This window comes from Methylorubrum aminovorans, assembly GCF_022179725.1.
GTDB lineage: Bacteria > Pseudomonadota > Alphaproteobacteria > Rhizobiales > Beijerinckiaceae > Methylobacterium > Methylobacterium aminovorans.
In genome coordinates this window covers 26,279-43,314 of record NZ_BPRC01000022.1, presented here as the reverse complement: position 1 = coordinate 43,314, position 17,036 = coordinate 26,279, and the positions used below count along the sequence as shown (strand labels likewise).

The window sequence follows — 17,036 nt, the reverse complement described above, 5'->3', positions numbered from 1 at the left end:
TCATTGGCCGCCGAGATCGGTGAGTGCGAAATCCTCGCCCTTGTAGAGGAGCGGCACGCCGTGATTCCGAGCGACCGCGTAGGCAAAGCAGTCGCCCATGTTGAGCCGGGCCAGATGCCCTGTTCCTTTCCCGTAGCGCGCGAAGGCGTCGAGCGCCCGACCCGCATCGTCCGTGGTGATGGGGACGAGGCGGATCCGCGCAAGGTCGAGCAGCATCTCGATATCCGCTCGGGCCGCCTTGAGTCCGCCCTGCTTCTTGCGGGCGATGCCGAGAGTCGCCTCATAGACGGCAATCGGCGAGGTGATCGCGGCTCCCGTCCTCTCGAGGCGCCCAGCGAGGGCCCGCCCCTCAGGCTCCTCCGTGATGATGGCGATGAGGGCAGAGGCGTCGACGAACATCACTCGTCGTTCAGTCCATCGAAAAAGGCTTTGTCGGCCTCAAGGCCCGTGGAGGGGCGGGCAGCCACGCGCTCGTGCAGCGGCTTCAGCCGCTCCCAGAGGGCGGGCCGCTGCGCTTCCCGCTCCAGCTCGTTGCGTACGGCGACCTTGATCGCCTCGGTGAGTGGAATGCCCTTCTGCTCGGCCAGTAGGCGGACAAGGCGGTCCGTTTCCGCATCGCGGATGTGCAGGGCCATGAGCGTCTCGCGTCGTCGCTGTGTAGAAAGCCGTCGCGCATGATGTACATGCCGGCGTCTCCGCGTGCGAGCGGCGTTTCGAGTGAAGGCCCATGACCGACCGCCTCGCCTGGCTCCCCTTGCGCCGCCGCTCGATCGCGGTGCGGCTCGCGGTCTCGTCGTTCCTGTCGAGCACCGCGATCCTCGTCATCGCGGCCTTCATCCTCACCACGCTCTACCGCGAGAACACCGAGCGCGCCTTCGACAGCCGCCTGCTCGTCTTCGCCAACAACCTCGCCACCGATCTCGTCTCCCCGAGCGAGCCCGAGACCCGCTCGTTCTCGCTCGGCGATCCCCGCTTCGACCTGCCGCTGTCGGGCTGGTACTGGCAGGTCGGGCGCGCCGATGCCAAACCGCGGGACCTGCGCACCTCGCGCTCGCTCGTCGGCGTGCCGCTGAAAGGCCCCGATCAGGCCGGCACCGCCACCATCGGCCAGATCCGCCAGGGCTACGGCCGCGGCCAGGATGACCGGACGCTGCGCATCGTTGAGCGCGACGTCGATGTCGGCGCGGACGGCCGCTATACCGTGCGGGTGGCAGGACCCGCCGACGAGATCGTCAACGACGTCGAGCGTTTCCGCTTCTCGCTATTCATGACCTTCGGCCTGCTCGGCTTCTCGCTCGCGGCCACTGCGCTCCTGCAGATCCGCTTCGGCCTCGCGCCCTTGCGCAAGCTGCGCACGGCGCTCGGTTCGATCCGCCGCGGCGAGGCCGACCGGATCGACGGCGAGTATCCCCGCGACATCGCCCCGCTGGCGGGCGAGATCAACCTCCTGATCGAGACCAACCGCGAGATCCTGGAGCGCGCCCGCACCCAGGTCGGCAACCTCGCCCATGCGCTGAAGACCCCGCTCTCGATCATCGTCAACGAGGCCGGCGGCAGCGACGCCCCGCCCGAATTGTCCGAGAAGATCCGCGAGCAAGCGGCGGTGATGCGCGATCAGGTGAACTACCACCTCGACCGCGCCCGCGCCGCGGCGCTCGCCGGCACCCTCGGCACCTCCACCGAAGTCGAGCCGGCGCTGGCCGGCCTGGTCCGGACCTTCGGCAAGATCTACCGCGACAAGGACATCGCCTACGAGGTCCACGTGCCGCCGGGCCTGCGCTTCCGCGGCGAGAAGCAGGATTTCGAGGAGATGATCGGCAATCTCGTCGACAACGCCTCGAAATGGGCGACGGGGCGGGTCTCGATCTCCGCCGCGCCGACGGGCGAGCACGATTATCCCCACCTGCTGGTGGCGGTGGAGGACGACGGACCCGGTCTGCCGGAAGAGGACCGCGCCGCGGTGCTCAAGCGCGGCCGGCGCCTCGACGAGACCAAGCCCGGTTCCGGCCTCGGCCTGTCGATCGTTGCCGATCTCGCCGCGCTCTACCGCGGCCGCTTCCGGCTTGAGGCGGCGACGCTGGGGGGCCTGCGCGCCGTGATCGAGGTGCCGGGCGACGCGCCCGCCGGGGCGGGGCAACGTTGAGTGGCGGCGGACCGGCGAAGGTTACGCCGCATCCCGCCTGTGTTATGGCCCTGCTTCGCCCCCGCGTGACGACGTGTCACCCGGAATCGATGTCGTGCGGGCTCCACTCGGGCTCTACACGGGGCCGAGCTTAAATTTTTGGGTCTGATGACGGCGATCTGGTTCATCCTGGCGGCCATGACCGGCGCAGCCGTGTTCGCGCTGCTCTGGCCGATGTCGCGCCGCCGCCGGCACGGTGCCGCGCCCGAGGCGGAAGGCAGCGACGGCCTCGCCACCGAAACCGGCTTCTACGAGGATCAACTCGCCGAGATCGAGCGCGATCTCGGCCGCGGCCTCATCGCTCCGGCCGAGGCCGAGGCGGCGCGCGCCGAGGCCGCGCGCCGGCTGCTGCGCGCGAGCCGCGAGGAGCGGGCCGAGGCGTCGGGCGCCGCGCCGATCGCCGAGCCGCATCTGCGCCAGCGCCGGGCGGCCTCCGCCTTCGCGCTCTCCACGATTCCCCTCGTCGCGCTCGTCGTCTACGGCCTCTACGGCTCGCCGAACCTCCCCTCGCAGACCGACGCCGACCGCAAGGCGACGCGGGCCGGCGCGCAGGATCTGATGACCGCCATCGGCCAGATCGAGGCGCGGCTCGCCAACCACCCGGACGATGCCCGCGGCTGGAGCGTGCTCGGGCCGGTCTACATGCGGCTCGGGCGCTTCGACGACGCGGCCCGTGCCTACGCGGCGCTCGCCCGCCTCAAGGGCGAGGATGCGCAGGCTCTGTCCGATTGGGGCGAGGCCTTGGTCGCGGCGGCCGACGGCACGGTCTCGCCGGAGGCGCGCAAGGTGCTGGGCCGGGCGCTCGCCGCCGATCCCAAGGCGGCCAAGCCCCAGTTCTATCTCGCCCGCGGCGACGAGCAGTCCGGCGACGTGGCTGGGGCCGTGCGGCGGCTCGAGGCGATGGCGGCCTCCGCCCCCGCGGATGCGCCCTGGCTGCCGACGGTGCGGGACAACCTCGCCCGGCTGAAGGGCGAGACCACCGCCGCGCCGAAGGCCGACGGGAGCGGGGAGGGGGCCAAGGACGGTCCGATGTCCGAGGCTCCGGTGGCCGGGCCCGGCAGCAACATTCAGGCCCTGCCGCCTTCCGAGCGGATCGACGCGATCCGCGGCATGGTCGAGGGGCTGGAGCGGCGCCTGGCCAAGCAGGGCGGTTCGGCGGACGAGTGGCTGCGCCTCGTGCGCTCCCACGCGGTGCTCGGCGAGCGCGACAAGGCGCTCGACGCCCTGGAGCGGGCGCGCAAGGCCTTTCGCGACGATCCCGAGGCGCTGGCCCGCCTCGACACGCAGGCCCACGAACTCGGCCTGCCCGGAGCCGGCGCGCCGCCGAAGCCGGAGGCTGGAGAAAAGATTGGCGACAGGTCCGGTGAGAAGACCGCCGAGCCCGACGCCGCGGCCGCCGCGATCAAGGCGATGCCGCCGGCCGAGCGCGAGGCGGCGATCCGCGGCATGGTCGCAAGTCTCGACCGGCGGCTCGCGGCCAAGGGCGGCTCCGCCGACGAGTGGATGCGGCTCGTGCGCTCCTACGGCGTCCTCGGCGACCGCGCCGCCGCAGCCCAGGCGCTCGACCGGGCCAAGATGGCGCTCGCCGCCAATCCGACTGCGGTGGAGCGCCTCGATGCGCTGGGCAAGGAGCTCGGCCTGAACCCGGCTCAGCCGTAGCCCGCCGTATCCCCTGACAATCGGTCCCGCCCGCCCAACCTTGACCCGGCGGGCGGTCGGGCCGAAACCGGTCTTGATCAATCGCAGACGTCGGACCGCCTTCAGGCATGCGTCAGCCTGAAGGGTCGAGAAGAAGCCGACGAACCGGGACGGAACCGTCGTGACCCGCAAGAGCCGCCGCCTGATCCTCATCGCCGCCTGCGGTGCCGTGCTGGCGCTGGCGCTCGGGCTGATCCTGTCGGCCATGAGCGGCTCGATCGTGTTCTTCCGCTCGCCCGCCGAGGTGGCGGCGCAGGGCGTCGCGCCGGGCACCCGCTTCCGCCTCGGCGGTCTCGTGACGGAGGGGTCGGTCAAGCGCGGGCCCGACCAGAACGTCGAGTTTTCCGTGACCGACACCAACGCCACGGTTCCGGTGCAGTATCGCGGCCTGCTGCCCGACCTGTTCCGTGAGGGCCAGGGCATCGTCGCCGAGGGCAAGCTCGACGCTGGCGGCGTGTTCCGGGCCGACACGGTCCTGGCCAAGCACGACGAGAACTACATGCCCCGCGAGGTCGCCGACGCCCTCAAGGCGCAGGGACGCTGGCAGGAAGGCGGGGGCAAGGAAGCCCCCAAGGACGCGGCGAAGGACGCGGCGAAACCGGCCTCGGCCGACGCCGCCCTGGGCCAGCGCAGCGAGCGGTGAAAGCTTCGGTGAGGAATTTCATGACCATCCGGACCGAATCCGCGCGAGGGAGCCGCCGGTGATCGTCGAGATCGGCCATTACGCGCTGGCGCTCGCGCTGGCGCTCTCCCTGGTGCAGGCGGTGATGCCGGCCTGGGCCGCCCGCTCGGGCGATGCCGCGTTGCGCGAGGTGGCGGGGCCTGCCGCGCTCGGCACCTTCGCCTGCATCCTGTTCGCCTTCTGCGCGCTCACCTACGCGCACGTGACCTCGGACTTCTCGGTCCAGAACGTCGTCGAGAACTCGCACACCGCCAAGCCCCTGATCTACAAGATCTCCGGCGTCTGGGGGAACCACGAGGGCTCGATGCTCCTCTGGGTGCTGATCCTTGCCCTGTTCGGCGCCTGGGTCGCCACCGCCAAGAATTCGGTGCCGCCGGTGCTGCGCACCAACACGCTGATGGTGCAGGCGAGCGTCACCTTCGTGTTCGTGCTGTTCATCATCATGACGTCGAACCCGTTCGCCCGCGTGGCCCCCGCGCCGCTGGAGGGCAACGACCTCAATCCGCTGCTCCAGGATCTCGGCCTCGCGATCCATCCGCCGCTGCTCTACCTCGGCTATGTCGGCTTCTCGGTCACCTTCGCCTTCGCCGTCGCGGCCCTGATCGAGGGCCGCATCGACGCGGTCTGGGCGCGGGCGGTGCGGCCCTGGGCCCTGATCGCCTGGAGCTTCCTGACGCTCGGCATCGCCATGGGCTCGTACTGGGCCTATTACGAGCTCGGCTGGGGCGGCTGGTGGTTCTGGGACCCGGTCGAGAACGCCTCGCTGATGCCCTGGATCGCCGGCACCGCGCTCCTGCACTCCATCGTCGTCATGGAGAAACGCGACGCGCTCAAGGTCTGGACGGTCCTGCTGGCCATCCTCACCTTCTCGCTCTCACTGGTCGGCACCTTCATCGTCCGCTCGGGGCTCCTCACCTCGGTGCACAGCTTCGCCTCCGATCCGAGCCGCGGCGTGTTCATCCTCGCGATCCTCGCCCTGTTCATCGGCGGGGCGCTCAGCCTGTTCGCGTGGCGCGCGCCGAGCCTGCGCCAGGGCGGCCTGTTCGCGCCGATCTCCCGCGAGGGGGCCTTGGTGATGAACAACCTGTTCCTGGTGGCCGCCTGCGCCACGGTGTTCGTCGGCACGCTCTACCCGCTGCTTCTCGAGATGCTGACGGGTGAAAAAATCTCGGTCGGCCCTCCCTTCTTCAACTGGACCTTCATCCCGCTGGCGCTGCCGCTCCTCGTGATCGTGCCGTTCGGGCAGGCGCTTGCGTGGAAGCGGGGGGATGCCGCCGCGGCTGCGCAGCGCCTGCTCGCGGCCTTCGCGGTGGCGCTCGTCGTGGGCCTGGCCGCCGCCGCCTGGACCTGGGGCGGTCCCGTCATGGCGCCGGTCGGCCTCGGCTTCGGCGCCTACCTCATCATCGGCTCGGCGCTGGAGATCTGGGCGCGAGCCCGCGGCTACGGCCAGAACCGGACGCACGACCTCGGCACGACCTGGCGCCGGGCGATCGGCCTGCCGCGCTCGGCCTGGGGCACGGCTCTGGCCCATGCCGGTGTCGGCGTCGTCGTCCTCGGCATCGCCGGGCAGGGCTGGGCGACGGAGGGGCTGGCCACGATCCGACCGGGCGGACAGGTCGCCTCCGGCCCCTACGTCGCCACCCTCGACCGGGTCGGCCCGACCAAGGGCGCGAACTACGAGGAGACCACCGCCTTCCTGACGCTGCGCAACCGCGCGGGCGACTATGTCGGCACGACCGAGACCGGAAAGCGCTTCTACCCCTCTCGCCGGATGACGGTGACCGAATCCGGCCTGAAGACGGTCGGGGTCAGCCAGATCTACGCCAGCCTCGGCGAAGTGATGCCCGACGGCTCGATCGGCATGCGGCTCTACTACAAGCCGCTGGTGCTGCTGATCTGGATCGGTTCGCTCATCATGGCGGCGGGCGGCGGCCTCTCGCTCACCGACCGGCGCATGCGCGTCGGCGCCCCGGTCAAGGCGCGCGCCAAGCTGCCCCCCTCCGCGGTGCCCGCCGAATGACCCGGCTTCGCTCTTCTGATCGTGCGGCTCGGACCATGACCGATGGCCTTGGTCCGAGCGTCCGGCGGACGACCGCCGCCCCGCCGTCGCAGGGGCAACCGACGATGAGATATGATCATCGTCGGTTGGTCCTCTCCGTCGCGCTTACCCTGAGCCTCTTCGCTCTCCCGGCGCTCGCCGTGCAGCCGGACGAGGTGCTGAAGGACCCTGCCATGGAGGCGCGGGCGCGGCAGATCTCGGAAGGTCTGCGCTGCCTCGTCTGCCAGAACCAGTCGATCGACGATTCGGACGCGCCGCTCGCCAAGGATCTGCGCGTGCTGGTGCGCGAGCGGCTGAAAGAGGGCGACAGCAACGGTCAGGTCGTCGATTACGTCGTCGCCCGCTACGGCGAGTTCGTGCTGCTGCGCCCCGTCTTCGGCTGGCACACGCTGCTGCTCTGGCTGAGCCCGCTGCTTGCGGTGGGGCTGGGCGCCTTCGGCATCTGGCGCCTGTCGCGCCGCCGCACGCCGAAGACCGACGACCTGTCCGCCGCGGAGAAGGCCGAGGTCGAGGCGCTGCTCAAGCGGCCATAGTGCATCGTCCCGAAAGGTGGTCACCGGCTTTCGGAACAAGACGATGCAAAGACAAGGAGCGTGCGCATCGTCCCGAAAGGTGGCCACCAGCTTTCGGAACAAGACGATGCAGAGACAGGAAGCAAGCGCATCGTCCGGGCCGGCACGCCCTGCTTTCGCCCGATCGTCCGGGCAGGGTCATCGGCAACGTCGTCACCGTCCGACCCGCAGCGAGCCTCACCCCGCGCGCCATGCCGATCGCCGCCCTCCTCAGACGTCTCGCTCTTGCCGCCGCGCTCGGCCTCGCCGCCGTGGCGCCGGCCCTCGCCCACCCTCATGTCTGGATCACGGCTAAGGCCGAGCTCGCTTACGAGGCGGGCCGTGTCACCGGTATCCGCCATGCCTGGACCTTCGACCCTGAATACACCGCCTTCCTAACGCAAGGGCTTGACGCCAACGGCGACGGCACGCTCTCGCCCGAGGAGCTTCAGGGCTCGGCCAAGGAGCAAGCGGCCAATCTCGCCGAGTTCGCCTACTTCACCAAGCTCAAGGTGGCGGGCAAGGAGCAGGCCTTCGCCGAGCCGCAGGAGGCGCGGATGGCGATGGAGGGCGGCAAGCTCACCCTCAGCTTCCTGCTGCCGCTCAAGACCCCCGTTGCCCAGGGCAGGGGCGTCGCGGCGGTCGAAGTCTACGATCCGACCTACTTCATCGCCTTCAGCCTTGCCGAGGGAGCCGATGCGGTGCGCCTGGCCGGCGCCGCCCCCGGTTGCAGCATGACGGTGACGCGGGCCAAGAACGCCGAGTCCGCGGTCGCGTCCGCCGGCCAGTCGATGACGGAGGCGATGTTCGAGGCGCTCACCACCGCCTCGAATTACGGCGAGCAATTCGCCAACCGGGCCATCGTCGCATGTCCCTGACCGCCGCCCTGCGCCCCGGAGGCGCAACGGGCAGTCGATGGCCGCTCGGGCTGGCGCTCGCCGCCGTGGCGGTGCTGGCCGCCGCCGGCCTCCTCGCCGCCGTCGCCGCGGCGCTCGGGCCCGTGGCCGCCCCGCCGCCGCGCTCGCCCTTTGGCATTGGCTTTCGCGAGGCGGCTCCGACTGCAACCGGGCTCGGCGGCTGGCTGCTCGCGGTGCAATCCAACTTTTCGAGCCATCTCCGCGCCGCCGTGACGGCCCTGAAGGCCGGCGGCCCCTGGACGCCGCTCGTGGTGATGGGCTTCGCCTACGGCGTGTTCCACGCCGCCGGACCCGGCCACGGCAAGGCGGTGATCGCCGGCTATATCGTGGCGGGCGAGCGCACGCTCCGGCGCGGCTTCGCCCTGAGCGCCGCCGCGGCCCTGCTTCAGGCTCTCGTGGCCATCACCATCGTGGGGGTCGGCGTCTTCATCCTCAAGGCGACCGCTTCGGGGATGACGCGGGCCGGCACGCTGATCGAGACCGTGAGCTTCGCCCTCGTGGCGGCGCTCGGCGCCGCGGTGACGTGGCGCAAGGCCGGGCGGCTCGCCGGTCTCGTCAGTGATACCCCGGCCGAGGCCTGCGGACCCGGCTGCGGCCATGCGCACCTGACGGATGCCGCCGCCCTCGACCGGCTCGGCGGCTGGCGTGAGCGGGCGGGCGTCGTCCTCGCCGCGGGCTCGCGCCCCTGCGCCGGGGCGGTGCTGATCCTCGTGTTCTGCGCCGCGCAGGGGATGCTCGCCGCCGGCATCGCCGCGACCTTCGCCATGGCGCTCGGCACCGCGCTGACGACCGGCGCGCTGGCAAGTCTCGCCGTCTTCGCCAAGGCGCTGGCGCTGCGCCTCGCGGGCGGACGTGGGCAGACCGGGGCCGTCGCGGTGGGCGGGCTCGAACTGTTGGCAGGGGCCTTCGTCTTGGTGCTCGGGGTCGCGATGCTCTCCGGACTGGCCACGGGCTTGGGTGGCTAAACGCCCCCTCGCCAAGCCCCGTGAAGCCGTGCAAGCTTCCCCTCCGGATCGGGAGGAGCCCTGCTTGAGCGACCACGCCCTCGACGCCTTCGCGCCCATCCTCAACTGGCGGCTCTTGAAGGGGTCGCACAGCTTCCCCGGTCCGGACGGCGGCACCTGCATCAACGAGGCGGCGATGGTCGCGGCGGGGCTGCCCTACCGGGCGATCACGGCCACCGAGGATTGCCCGCCCTGCTTCTCGCGTCCGCTCGCGGCCTACGCACTCGGACTCAACGATGCCATGCCGGAAGCCGAGCGTCAGGGGTTGATGGCCTTCGTGCTGCGGCTCTCCGGCTCAGCGGATGCGCCCGCGATCGAGGCCGCCCGCACCGCCTTCCTCGCGCTCGAGAGTGCCCGCCGCATCCTGCCCCCGCTCCTCGACGCGGCCGGCCTGCCGGCGCTCGCCGCCCGCTGCGAGACGGCCTCCGACGCGCAATCGGCCATGGTCGCGCTGCGCGCCGCAGAGATGCAGGGCGGCACGCTCGCCTACGCCGCCGCCGGCCGCCACGCCTGGATCGCGGGTGCCCGCGCCGCCGCCGCCGCGCGCACCGCTACGGCGGCCCTGCGCGCCTTCACCGATCCGCGCAGCGCCGCCGAGGTGGCGGAGGGCGCCGCTCCCTTCACGGAGGGAACATGGCGGATCGCGCTGACGATCCTCGACGGCGCGCTCGGCATCGGCCGGCAGGCGCCTGCGATCGATCTCGTCTCCGCCCGCGACCGCCTCGAAGCGGCCCGGACTCATACCAAATCCGTTTGATCCCTTCGGGATGGCAGATTTGAGTATCGCTCAAGCGCCGCGCCGGCTTGCTGATACGCTCCCCGCACTGATCAAGCGGAGACCGTATCAGCCGTAGGCGCGCGGGAGCGGTTCGTCCGCGAGATCGACGTCGAGCGACTCGCAGTTGGCGAGCCAGCGCCCGGTCAGGTGGTAGAAGAAGGTGCAGTGGCCGACGACCGCGATGGTCCGCTCCGGCCGCGCCCGCAGCCAATCGCGAAACCCCGAGACCCGCTGGTCGAACAGGGTTCGCGGCTCGACGTGCCAACCCTCGGGCCCGGCCTCTCCGTCCGCGTACCACCATGTCTCGGGCAGGTGATCGACCCGGAAGGCCGGAAATTCCCGCGCCAGCACCGAGGCGGCCCGGCCGATGTCGCAACTGCTCTCCTGGCATTCCCGGTGCAGCACCTCGACCAGCACATCGGGCCGGGCCGGGTGGTCGGAAAAAATCCCGGCGGTGGTCTGGAGCGCCCGGGTCAGCGGTGAGGTGACGACGAGTTCGAAGGGAATGTCGCTGAGCCGCTTGCGGGCCGCCGCGACCTGATCGTGGCCGCGCTCGGACAGGCGGGCATCGATATGGCCGGGATCGCGCCCCGTCGCCTCGTGATGCGCGTTGAAGGTCGATTCGCCGTGGCGGATGCAGACGATGCGGGTGGAGGGCTCGGAGAGGCGTGACATGGGCCCCGATGTAGGCGGTTCCCGCGCGCCGAACAGCGGGCCGCGACGCCGCGCCCGGTTCCCGCACCGATCCGGACGAAGCGTCACCTGAGGCGGCGAACTGCGCCGCTTTCCGGACATCGGTCGCAAGCCTGGTGCGGGGCGGGGCCGAAGCTGGGCAAAGCGTCCCGTGGCGGCGCGGCCGTCACTGGAGGAGCCTTGGCAGGAACCGGCCGCCCGGCCGGCATCCGCCGATGGAGGCTCCCATGCTCCCGATCCCCCTGTCCCCGCATCATCCGACGCCGCTCGCGCGCCCGGCGCCGGGCCTGACGCGCAACCTGCTGCTCGGCCCGCTGATCGCCCTCCTGCTCGCCCTCGTTGCCGGCATCGCACCGGCTCGTGCGGGGGACGGCAGCGGCACGCTGCTGCTGCGCTCCGAGGGTGGCGCGCCGGTCGAGGCGCCCCGCCTCAGAGCGGATGCCGCGATCACTGTCAGCGGCCCCACCGCGCGGGCGACGATCACCCAGGCCTTCCGCAACACCACCGCCGAATGGGTCGAGGGCACCTACCTGTTCCCGCTTCCGGAGGATGCGGCGGTCGATACGATGAAGCTCGTGGTCGGCGACCGGGTGATCGTCGCCGAGATCCGCGAGCGCGAGGCGGCGCGGCGCGCCTACGAGGCGGCGAAGGCCGAGGGCAAGGCTGCCGCGCTCACCGAGCAGCAGCGGCCCAACCTGTTCACCAACGCGGTCGCCAATATCGGTCCCGGCGAGACGGTTCTGGTGCAGATCGAGTACCAGCAACCGGTGCGGTCTTCCGCCGGCACCTACGCCCTGCGCCTGCCGACCGTCGCCGCCCCGCGCTACAACCCCGCTCCGACGGCGGTGAGGTCCGTCGCGGAGGGCGTCCCCGCCGCCGATCCCGTCCCCGACCGCGACAAGATCGCGGCGCCGGTGCTCGATCCGGCCCGCCACACGCCGGTCAACCCGCTGAAGCTCACCATCGATCTCAAGGCCGGCTTCCCGCTGGGCCAGGTGCGCAGCGCCACCCACGCGATCCGCGTCGAGGAGCTGTCGGAGGCCGAGCGCCGGATCACGCTCGTCGACGGCGCCACCGCGGCCGACCGCGATTTCGAGTTGACTTGGACCGCTGCCCCCGGCGAGGCCCCCGCTCTCGGCCTGTTCCGCGAGCAGGTTGCGGGGGGCGAGGCGGTGCTCGCCGTGGTGACTCCGCCGGCGGCGGCAAGCCCGGCCGCCTCCGTGCCACGCGACGTGGTGTTCGTGATCGACAATTCCGGCTCCATGGGCGGCGCCTCGATGCGCCAGGCCAAGGCGAGCCTGCTGATCGGTCTCGACCGGCTGCGCGCGGGCGACCGCTTCAACGTGATCCGCTTCGACGACAGCTTCGACACGCTGTTCCCCGACCTTGTCCCCGCCGACGAGACCCATCTCGACCGGGCGAAGCGCTTCGTCGCCAGCCTGGAGGCGAGCGGTGGCACCGAGATGCTGGCGCCTTTGCGCGCCGCGCTGCGGGACGCGGCGCCCGGCGAGACCGGCCGCCTGCGGCAGGTCGTGTTTCTCACTGATGGCGCCATCGGCAACGAGGCGCAGATCTTTTCCGCCATCGCGGCGGAGCGCGGGCGCTCGCGGCTGTTCATGGTCGGCATCGGCTCGGCCCCGAACGGCTACCTGATGAGCCACGCCGCCGAACTCGGGCAGGGCAGCTTCACCCAGATCGGCACGCCCGATCAGGTGACCGAGCGGATGCGCGCCCTGCTGATGAAGCTGGAGAACCCCGCCGTCACCGACCTGACTGCGACCTTCTCCGAGCCCGGCGTCGACGCCACCCCCGCCCGCCTGCCCGACCTCTATCGCGGCGAGCCGCTCACCCTGCCGGCCCGGATGGCACAGGCGCGCGGGACGCTCACCCTCGCCGGGCGGATCGGTGGAGAGCCCTGGCAGGCGGTGTTGTCGCTCGACGCGGCGCAGGCCGGTACCGGCATCGGCAAGCTCTGGGCGCGGGCGAAGATCGCCGAGGCCGAGACGGCGCGCCTGACCGGCCGGCTCTCGCCCGACGCCGCCGATGCCGCGATCCTGCAGCTCGCCCTCGACCACGGGCTCACCACCCGCCTGACCTCGCTGGTGGCGGTGGACGCCACCCCGCGCCGGCCCGAGGGCGCGCGCCTCGTCAGCACCGAGCTGCCGCTCAACCTGCCGGCCGGATGGGATTTCGCGAGCCTGTTCGGCGAGGGCGCGGCGCAGCCGCTTGCCCCACCGCCGCGCCAGCGCCGCGCGAGCGCCCCGGCTCCCCAACTCGCCGCCGCCCAGCCGGTCGCGCTGCCGCAGACCGCCACGGATTTCGAGATCCGCGCCTGGCTCGGCGGCCTGCTGCTGGCGCTCGGCCTGGGCCTGTTCCTCCGCCGCCGGGCCGCGGCATGAGCGCGATCGCGAAGCGGGACGCCGTCGCGTGGCGTCCCGGCCGGTGGGGCGTCAGAACCTCGCCGGCCCCTTGGCCAGCCCCTTGGCCGGCCCTCCTGCTCGTCGCGGCGGGCCTCGTCCTGCTCGCGCAGGCCGCCTGGATCCCGGCCAAGGCTGCCCTGGCGCAGGTGCTTCTGGAGCGCGCCTTCGCCCGGAGCCTCGCCGAGGGGATGGGCCAGCGCCCCTGGCCCTGGGCCGACACGGTACCGGTCGCCCGCATCGTCTTTCCGGGCCTGAACGAGCGCTACGTGGCGCTCGCCGGATCGAGCGGGCAGGCGCTGGCCTTTGGGCCCGGCCATGTCGAAGGCACGCCGGAGGCGGGCGAGCCCGGCATTGCGGTCTATGCCGCCCACCGCGACACGCAGTTCCGCAGCCTCGGCCAGCTTGCCGCGGGCGATCCGATCGAGGTCGTGCGCCGCGATGGGCGAACCGTGCGGTTCCGCGTCATCGGCCGGCGGGTCGTGCGCTGGGACGCCTCCGGCCTCGACCCCGACGCGCCAGGCCGCCGCCTCGTGCTCGCCACCTGCTGGCCGCTCGATGCGGTGAAGCCCGGACCGGAACGATTGCTGGTGGAGGCGGTCGCCGAACCTTGACGGTTCCCGCCTCGGTGCGGTTCTGTGCGGATCCGTCCGGAACCCGCATCATGCCGCCGATCGAGGCCGATTTTCCCGAGACCGAGCTGCCTGATGCGCAGAGCCGTCTCATCGCCGCGGCGGTGCGCGAGGCGCTAGCCCGCCGCCGGATGTCGCGGCAGGCGCTGGCGGACGCGGCCCGCATCAGCATCTCGACCCTGGAGAAGGCGCTCTCCGGCCGTCGGCCCTTTACCCTCGCGACCACCTTGCGCCTGGAAGAGGCGCTCGGCCTCCCCCTGAGGGTCCCAATCGCCGTGCCGCCGGTGGCGAGCGTGGACAAGGCGCGCCATGCACCGGAGGAGTTCGGCTCCTACACCCGCGAGGCGGTGGCCTTTCTTGAGGGACGCTACCTGACGCTGCGTCCCTCCTTCGGGCAGGCGGGGGCGATCTTCGCCTACCGCACCGAGATCGCCTGGGACGCCGACAACGCTCGACTCGTCTTCCGCGAGGCCGAGCGGCTCGATGCGCCCTTCGCCCAGTCCGGCACTGTCTCGGTGCCGAACCAGTCGGGCCAGATCTACCTCGTCACGAACTTCCAGGGGCAGTACCGGCTCGCCGTGCTCGGGCGGCCGACGATCCAGGGTGAGATGTTCGGCATCCTCACCACCCTGTTCTCCGGCCGCGGCACGCAGCTCACGCCCGCCGCGAGCCCGCTCGCCCTGGTGCCGGAGCGCGGGGCGCTGGCCGACGGGGCGCAGTACGGGCGCATCACCGCCGGCATGGCCTGCGAACCGGCCTACCGGCAGATCCTCACCCGCGTGCGCGAGGATGTCTTCGCGGTGTTTCCTGGCTGCGAGGGCTGATGCTCGTTCTCAGGCTGGACTCGACAGCTTCATCAGCACGAGACCGCTGACGATCAGCACCGCCGCCAGGATCCGGGTCGCGTTCATCGCCTCACCGAGGAAGGCGATGCCGACGATGAAGGCGCCGACAGCGCCGATGCCAGTCCAGATCGTGTAGGCGGTGCCCAGCGGCAGGCTGCGCATCGACCATGCGAGGCAGACAACACTCAGCACCATGGCAATGAGGGTGACGACGCTGGGCCAGAAGCGGGAAAACCCTTCCGACTGCTTCATCGTGAAGGCCCAGACGACCTCCAGCAAACCGGCGACGACGAGAACGATCCAGGGCACGGTAGCCTCATGCGGTTCATGGGCCGGGCCGTCCCGGACTTGGGCCCCACTGCGCAGAGGAGGTGGGGGCGAGGACGTTGCCTCTCCCGCTTTCAGCTAAAGTTTGCGGCGCGGGAGTCACGTGTGCCATCGCACGGCGGCAGGCGCTGCGCTATTCCAGCCGCACCACCACGCTGTCGCTGGCGCCCACCGCATCCATCACCGAGATGCGGGCGAAACCGGCGCCCTCCGGACTCCATTCCGACTGCCGGCGCATCGCCTCGGCCACGGGCAGACCGTCGACCATCCAGGTCAGGGGCGGCTGGCCGCCGAGCGCCTTGAGGGCGAGGCGGGCCTGCGCGCCCTCACTGAGGCCGAGATCGACCCGGGCGCCGTCCGGCGGGTAGGCAATCTTGAGCGGCACGCCGAGCGTCGCCGCGAAGGTCTTGGGCGCGTCCCGGCGGATGTGGCGGAGCGGCGGGGGCAGGGCCGCCGTCGCGACGATGAGGGCGTCGCGGGGGCGGGGGAGGGCTTCCGGCTCGCCGCCGAGCCGGGCGAAGGCGTCGAACAGGATCGGCGCGGCGTGGGTCCGCCCGACGAGGCCCGGCACCGAGGCGCCGTCGGGGCGGCCGATCCAGACAGCAATCGTCACGCGGGCATCGAACCCTACCGCCCAGGCGTCGCGGTAGCCGTAGGAGGTGCCAGTCTTGAAGCTGATCCTGCCGGGCAGGGCGTTCTCCGGCGGCGGGGCGCCGCGCAGGATGTCGGCGACGTACCAAGCTGCGACCGGGTCGGCGACCCGCCGCTCCGGCTCGGGCGCGGCCGGCGGACCGTCGAGGCGCCGAGCGAGCGCCGGCACGCTGCCCCCGCGGGCGAGCCCCGCATAGAGCCGGGCGAGGTCGGTCAGGGTGATGCCGAGCCCGCCGAGCGCCACCGGCAGGCCCGGCGCGGTGTCGCGCGGCAGCAGGATCGTCGCGCCCGCGCCCCGCAGCCGGGCGACGAAGCGGGCGGCGCCGACGGCGTCCAAAAGATCGACGGCGGGCAGGTTCAGCGATTGCTGGAGCGCCACCCGCGCCGTCACCGTACCGCGATACCCCATGTCGAAGTTTTCCGGGGCGTAGCTCGCGGCAAAGCGCGCCGGGCGGTCGTCGAGCAGCGTTTCGGGATGGGCGAGCCCGTTCTCGAAGGCGAGCGCGTAGATGAAGGGTTTCAGCGCCGAGCCCGGCGAGCGCACCGCTTGGGTAGCATCCACCGCGCCCGCGCGGGCGACGTCGAGATAGCCGGCGCTGCCGACATGGGCGAGGACCGCGCCGGTGCGGTTGTCGAGGGCGAGGATCGCGGCGGAGAGCGCGGGGCCGGTGGCAGCCGCGCGCTCGGCCGCCAGCGCCTCGAGGCTCGCCTGGAGGCGGGCGTCGAGGGGGAGGTGCTGCACCCGTGCCTCCGGATCGGCGGCATGGGCCTGCTCGGCGGCATGGGCTGCCAGCACCGGGAAGTGCTTGCGCGTGCTTGGCACCGGCTCGGCCTTGGCAGCCTGCGCTTCGGCGGCGGTCAGCACGCCGCGCGCTGCGGCGATGTCGAGCACCCGGTCGCGGGCGCGCCGGGCGTTGGCGGCGAAGCGGTCGGGCCGGCGCGCCTCGGGCGATTGCGGCAGGGCGACGAGGAGCGCGCTCTCGGCGAACGACAGCCGGGCCGGCTCGCGGCCGAAATAGGCGAGGCTTGCCGCCCGCACCCCCTCGACCGGACCGCCATAGGGGGCGAGCGCGAGGTAGAGGTCGAGCACGCCCGATTTGCCGAGCGTGCGCTCCAACTCGACCGCGCGGACCATCTGTCGGAGCTTGGCGGCAAGCGAGCGCTCGGCCCGTGGTTCGACGAGGCGGGCGACCTGCATCGACAGGGTCGAGCCGCCCGACACGATTCTTCGATGGGCGAGCCACTGCCACGCGGCGCGGGCCGTCGCCGCCGGATCGATGCCGGGATGGCTGTCGAAGCGGCGGTCCTCGTAGGCCTTCAGCATGGCCAAGTAACGCGGATCGATCGCGTCCGCGGTGACGGGCAGGCGCCAGCGCCCGTCGGCGGTGGCGAAGGGGCGCAGCAACTGGCCCTTCCGGTCGAGGATGACGGTGGAGCGGAGCTTCGCCTGGGTGAGGTCGAGGGGCGGGAGGGTGGCGGCGTAGCGCCAAAGTGCGCCCGCTATCAGAGCGACGAGGGCAACGGAGAAAGCGAGAGCCGCGCCGATGCGTCTCCCTCTCTCCGCGTGCAGGGAGAGGGCATGTTGTCCGGAGGCCATGCT

General features: G+C 72.0%; 16 protein-coding genes. 11 read left to right on the top strand and 5 right to left on the bottom strand.

The window, feature by feature from the left end; all coding sequences use genetic code 11:
• Positions 1–399, bottom strand: coding sequence for a type II toxin-antitoxin system VapC family toxin (locus MFF24_RS21725; RefSeq protein ID WP_238227550.1), 399 nt, complete (start codon positions 397–399; stop codon positions 1–3).
• Positions 399–635: a type II toxin-antitoxin system VapB family antitoxin gene (locus MFF24_RS21720; protein ID WP_133087883.1), complete on the bottom strand. Its 237-nt coding sequence runs from the start codon at positions 633–635 to the stop codon at positions 399–401. Before MFF24_RS21720 ends, MFF24_RS21725 begins: the two co-directional genes overlap by 1 nt.
• A 92-nt stretch (positions 636–727) precedes the next feature.
• Between MFF24_RS21720 and MFF24_RS21715 the strand changes: the two genes are divergently transcribed.
• The 8 genes from MFF24_RS21715 to MFF24_RS21680 all read left to right on the top strand — a co-directional run bounded on the left by MFF24_RS21715 (position 728) and on the right by MFF24_RS21680 (position 9,850).
• Positions 728–2,143, top strand: coding sequence for an ATP-binding protein (locus tag MFF24_RS21715; RefSeq protein ID WP_238227548.1), 1,416 nt, complete (start codon positions 728–730; stop codon positions 2,141–2,143).
• Between the two features lie 147 nt (positions 2,144–2,290).
• Positions 2,291–3,841, top strand: coding sequence for a c-type cytochrome biogenesis protein CcmI (gene ccmI / locus MFF24_RS21710; protein WP_238227547.1), 1,551 nt, complete (start codon positions 2,291–2,293; stop codon positions 3,839–3,841).
• 160 nt (positions 3,842–4,001) lie between these two features.
• Complete coding sequence (gene ccmE / locus MFF24_RS21705; protein ID WP_238227529.1) at positions 4,002–4,523, top strand: cytochrome c maturation protein CcmE; 522 nt, start codon at positions 4,002–4,004, stop codon at positions 4,521–4,523.
• A 58-nt stretch (positions 4,524–4,581) separates the two neighbouring features.
• Entirely contained in the window at positions 4,582–6,582 is a 2,001-nt protein-coding gene (locus MFF24_RS21700) for a heme lyase CcmF/NrfE family subunit (RefSeq protein ID WP_238227527.1), read from the top strand.
• Positions 6,583–6,686: 104 nt separating this feature from the next.
• Positions 6,687–7,154, top strand: coding sequence for a cytochrome c-type biogenesis protein (locus tag MFF24_RS21695; RefSeq protein ID WP_238227525.1), 468 nt, complete (start codon positions 6,687–6,689; stop codon positions 7,152–7,154).
• A 230-nt stretch (positions 7,155–7,384) separates the two neighbouring features.
• Positions 7,385–8,050 (top strand): DUF1007 family protein, encoded by a 666-nt coding sequence (locus MFF24_RS21690; protein ID WP_238227522.1) that lies wholly within the window; start codon positions 7,385–7,387, stop codon positions 8,048–8,050.
• A complete protein-coding gene (locus tag MFF24_RS21685; protein WP_238227521.1) occupies positions 8,041–9,054 on the top strand; it encodes a nickel/cobalt transporter in 1,014 nt (337 codons plus the stop codon). Before MFF24_RS21690 ends, MFF24_RS21685 begins: the two co-directional genes overlap by 10 nt.
• Before the next feature lie 64 nt (positions 9,055–9,118).
• The gene (locus tag MFF24_RS21680) at positions 9,119–9,850 is read left to right on the top strand and encodes a hypothetical protein (RefSeq protein ID WP_238227519.1); all 732 of its coding nucleotides are present in this window, start codon (positions 9,119–9,121) and stop codon (positions 9,848–9,850) included.
• Positions 9,851–9,937: 87 nt separating this feature from the next.
• Here the strand turns inward: MFF24_RS21680 and MFF24_RS21675 are convergent, their stop codons facing one another.
• Positions 9,938–10,546 carry a histidine phosphatase family protein gene (locus tag MFF24_RS21675; RefSeq protein ID WP_238227517.1) on the bottom strand — a complete coding sequence of 203 codons (609 nt, stop codon included), beginning with the start codon at positions 10,544–10,546 and terminating at the stop codon, positions 9,938–9,940.
• A 245-nt stretch (positions 10,547–10,791) separates the two neighbouring features.
• Between MFF24_RS21675 and MFF24_RS21670 the strand changes: the two genes are divergently transcribed.
• From MFF24_RS21670 to MFF24_RS21660, 3 genes are read left to right on the top strand one after another with little or no spacing between them, the layout of a single operon-like run.
• Complete coding sequence (locus MFF24_RS21670; protein WP_238227515.1) at positions 10,792–12,963, top strand: marine proteobacterial sortase target protein; 2,172 nt, start codon at positions 10,792–10,794, stop codon at positions 12,961–12,963.
• On the top strand, positions 12,960–13,595 hold the full coding sequence (locus tag MFF24_RS21665) for a class GN sortase (RefSeq protein ID WP_238227502.1): 636 nt from the start codon (positions 12,960–12,962) through the stop codon (positions 13,593–13,595). The genes MFF24_RS21670 and MFF24_RS21665 overlap by 4 nt, the downstream gene beginning before the upstream one ends.
• A 50-nt stretch (positions 13,596–13,645) precedes the next feature.
• Complete coding sequence (locus tag MFF24_RS21660) at positions 13,646–14,437, top strand: helix-turn-helix domain-containing protein (RefSeq protein WP_238227500.1); 792 nt, start codon at positions 13,646–13,648, stop codon at positions 14,435–14,437.
• A gap of 9 nt (positions 14,438–14,446) precedes the next feature.
• Here MFF24_RS21660 and sugE read toward each other — a convergent pair whose 3' ends face one another.
• Both sugE and pbpC read right to left on the bottom strand, forming a co-directional pair.
• Complete coding sequence (gene sugE, locus MFF24_RS21655; RefSeq protein ID WP_166058853.1) at positions 14,447–14,767, bottom strand: quaternary ammonium compound efflux SMR transporter SugE; 321 nt, start codon at positions 14,765–14,767, stop codon at positions 14,447–14,449.
• Positions 14,768–14,918: 151 nt separating this feature from the next.
• The gene (gene pbpC / locus MFF24_RS21650; RefSeq protein ID WP_238227498.1) at positions 14,919–17,033 is read right to left on the bottom strand and encodes a penicillin-binding protein 1C; all 2,115 of its coding nucleotides are present in this window, start codon (positions 17,031–17,033) and stop codon (positions 14,919–14,921) included.
• Positions 17,034–17,036 lie beyond the last annotated feature (3 nt).

Coding starts and splice junctions, on each gene's coding strand:
- MFF24_RS21725 (WP_238227550.1), bottom strand. CDS start 399: ATGTTCGTCGACGCCTCTGCCCTCATCGCCATCATCACGGAGGAGCCT.
- MFF24_RS21720 (WP_133087883.1), bottom strand. CDS start 635: ATGGCCCTGCACATCCGCGATGCGGAAACGGACCGCCTTGTCCGCCTA.
- MFF24_RS21715 (WP_238227548.1), top strand. CDS start 728: ATGACCGACCGCCTCGCCTGGCTCCCCTTGCGCCGCCGCTCGATCGCG.
- ccmI (WP_238227547.1), top strand. CDS start 2,291: ATGACGGCGATCTGGTTCATCCTGGCGGCCATGACCGGCGCAGCCGTG.
- MFF24_RS21695 (WP_238227525.1), top strand. CDS start 6,687: ATGAGATATGATCATCGTCGGTTGGTCCTCTCCGTCGCGCTTACCCTG.
- MFF24_RS21690 (WP_238227522.1), top strand. CDS start 7,385: ATGCCGATCGCCGCCCTCCTCAGACGTCTCGCTCTTGCCGCCGCGCTC.
- MFF24_RS21685 (WP_238227521.1), top strand. CDS start 8,041: ATGTCCCTGACCGCCGCCCTGCGCCCCGGAGGCGCAACGGGCAGTCGA.
- MFF24_RS21675 (WP_238227517.1), bottom strand. CDS start 10,546: ATGTCACGCCTCTCCGAGCCCTCCACCCGCATCGTCTGCATCCGCCAC.
- MFF24_RS21670 (WP_238227515.1), top strand. CDS start 10,792: ATGCTCCCGATCCCCCTGTCCCCGCATCATCCGACGCCGCTCGCGCGC.
- MFF24_RS21665 (WP_238227502.1), top strand. CDS start 12,960: ATGAGCGCGATCGCGAAGCGGGACGCCGTCGCGTGGCGTCCCGGCCGG.
- MFF24_RS21660 (WP_238227500.1), top strand. CDS start 13,646: ATGCCGCCGATCGAGGCCGATTTTCCCGAGACCGAGCTGCCTGATGCG.
- pbpC (WP_238227498.1), bottom strand. CDS start 17,033: ATGGCCTCCGGACAACATGCCCTCTCCCTGCACGCGGAGAGAGGGAGA.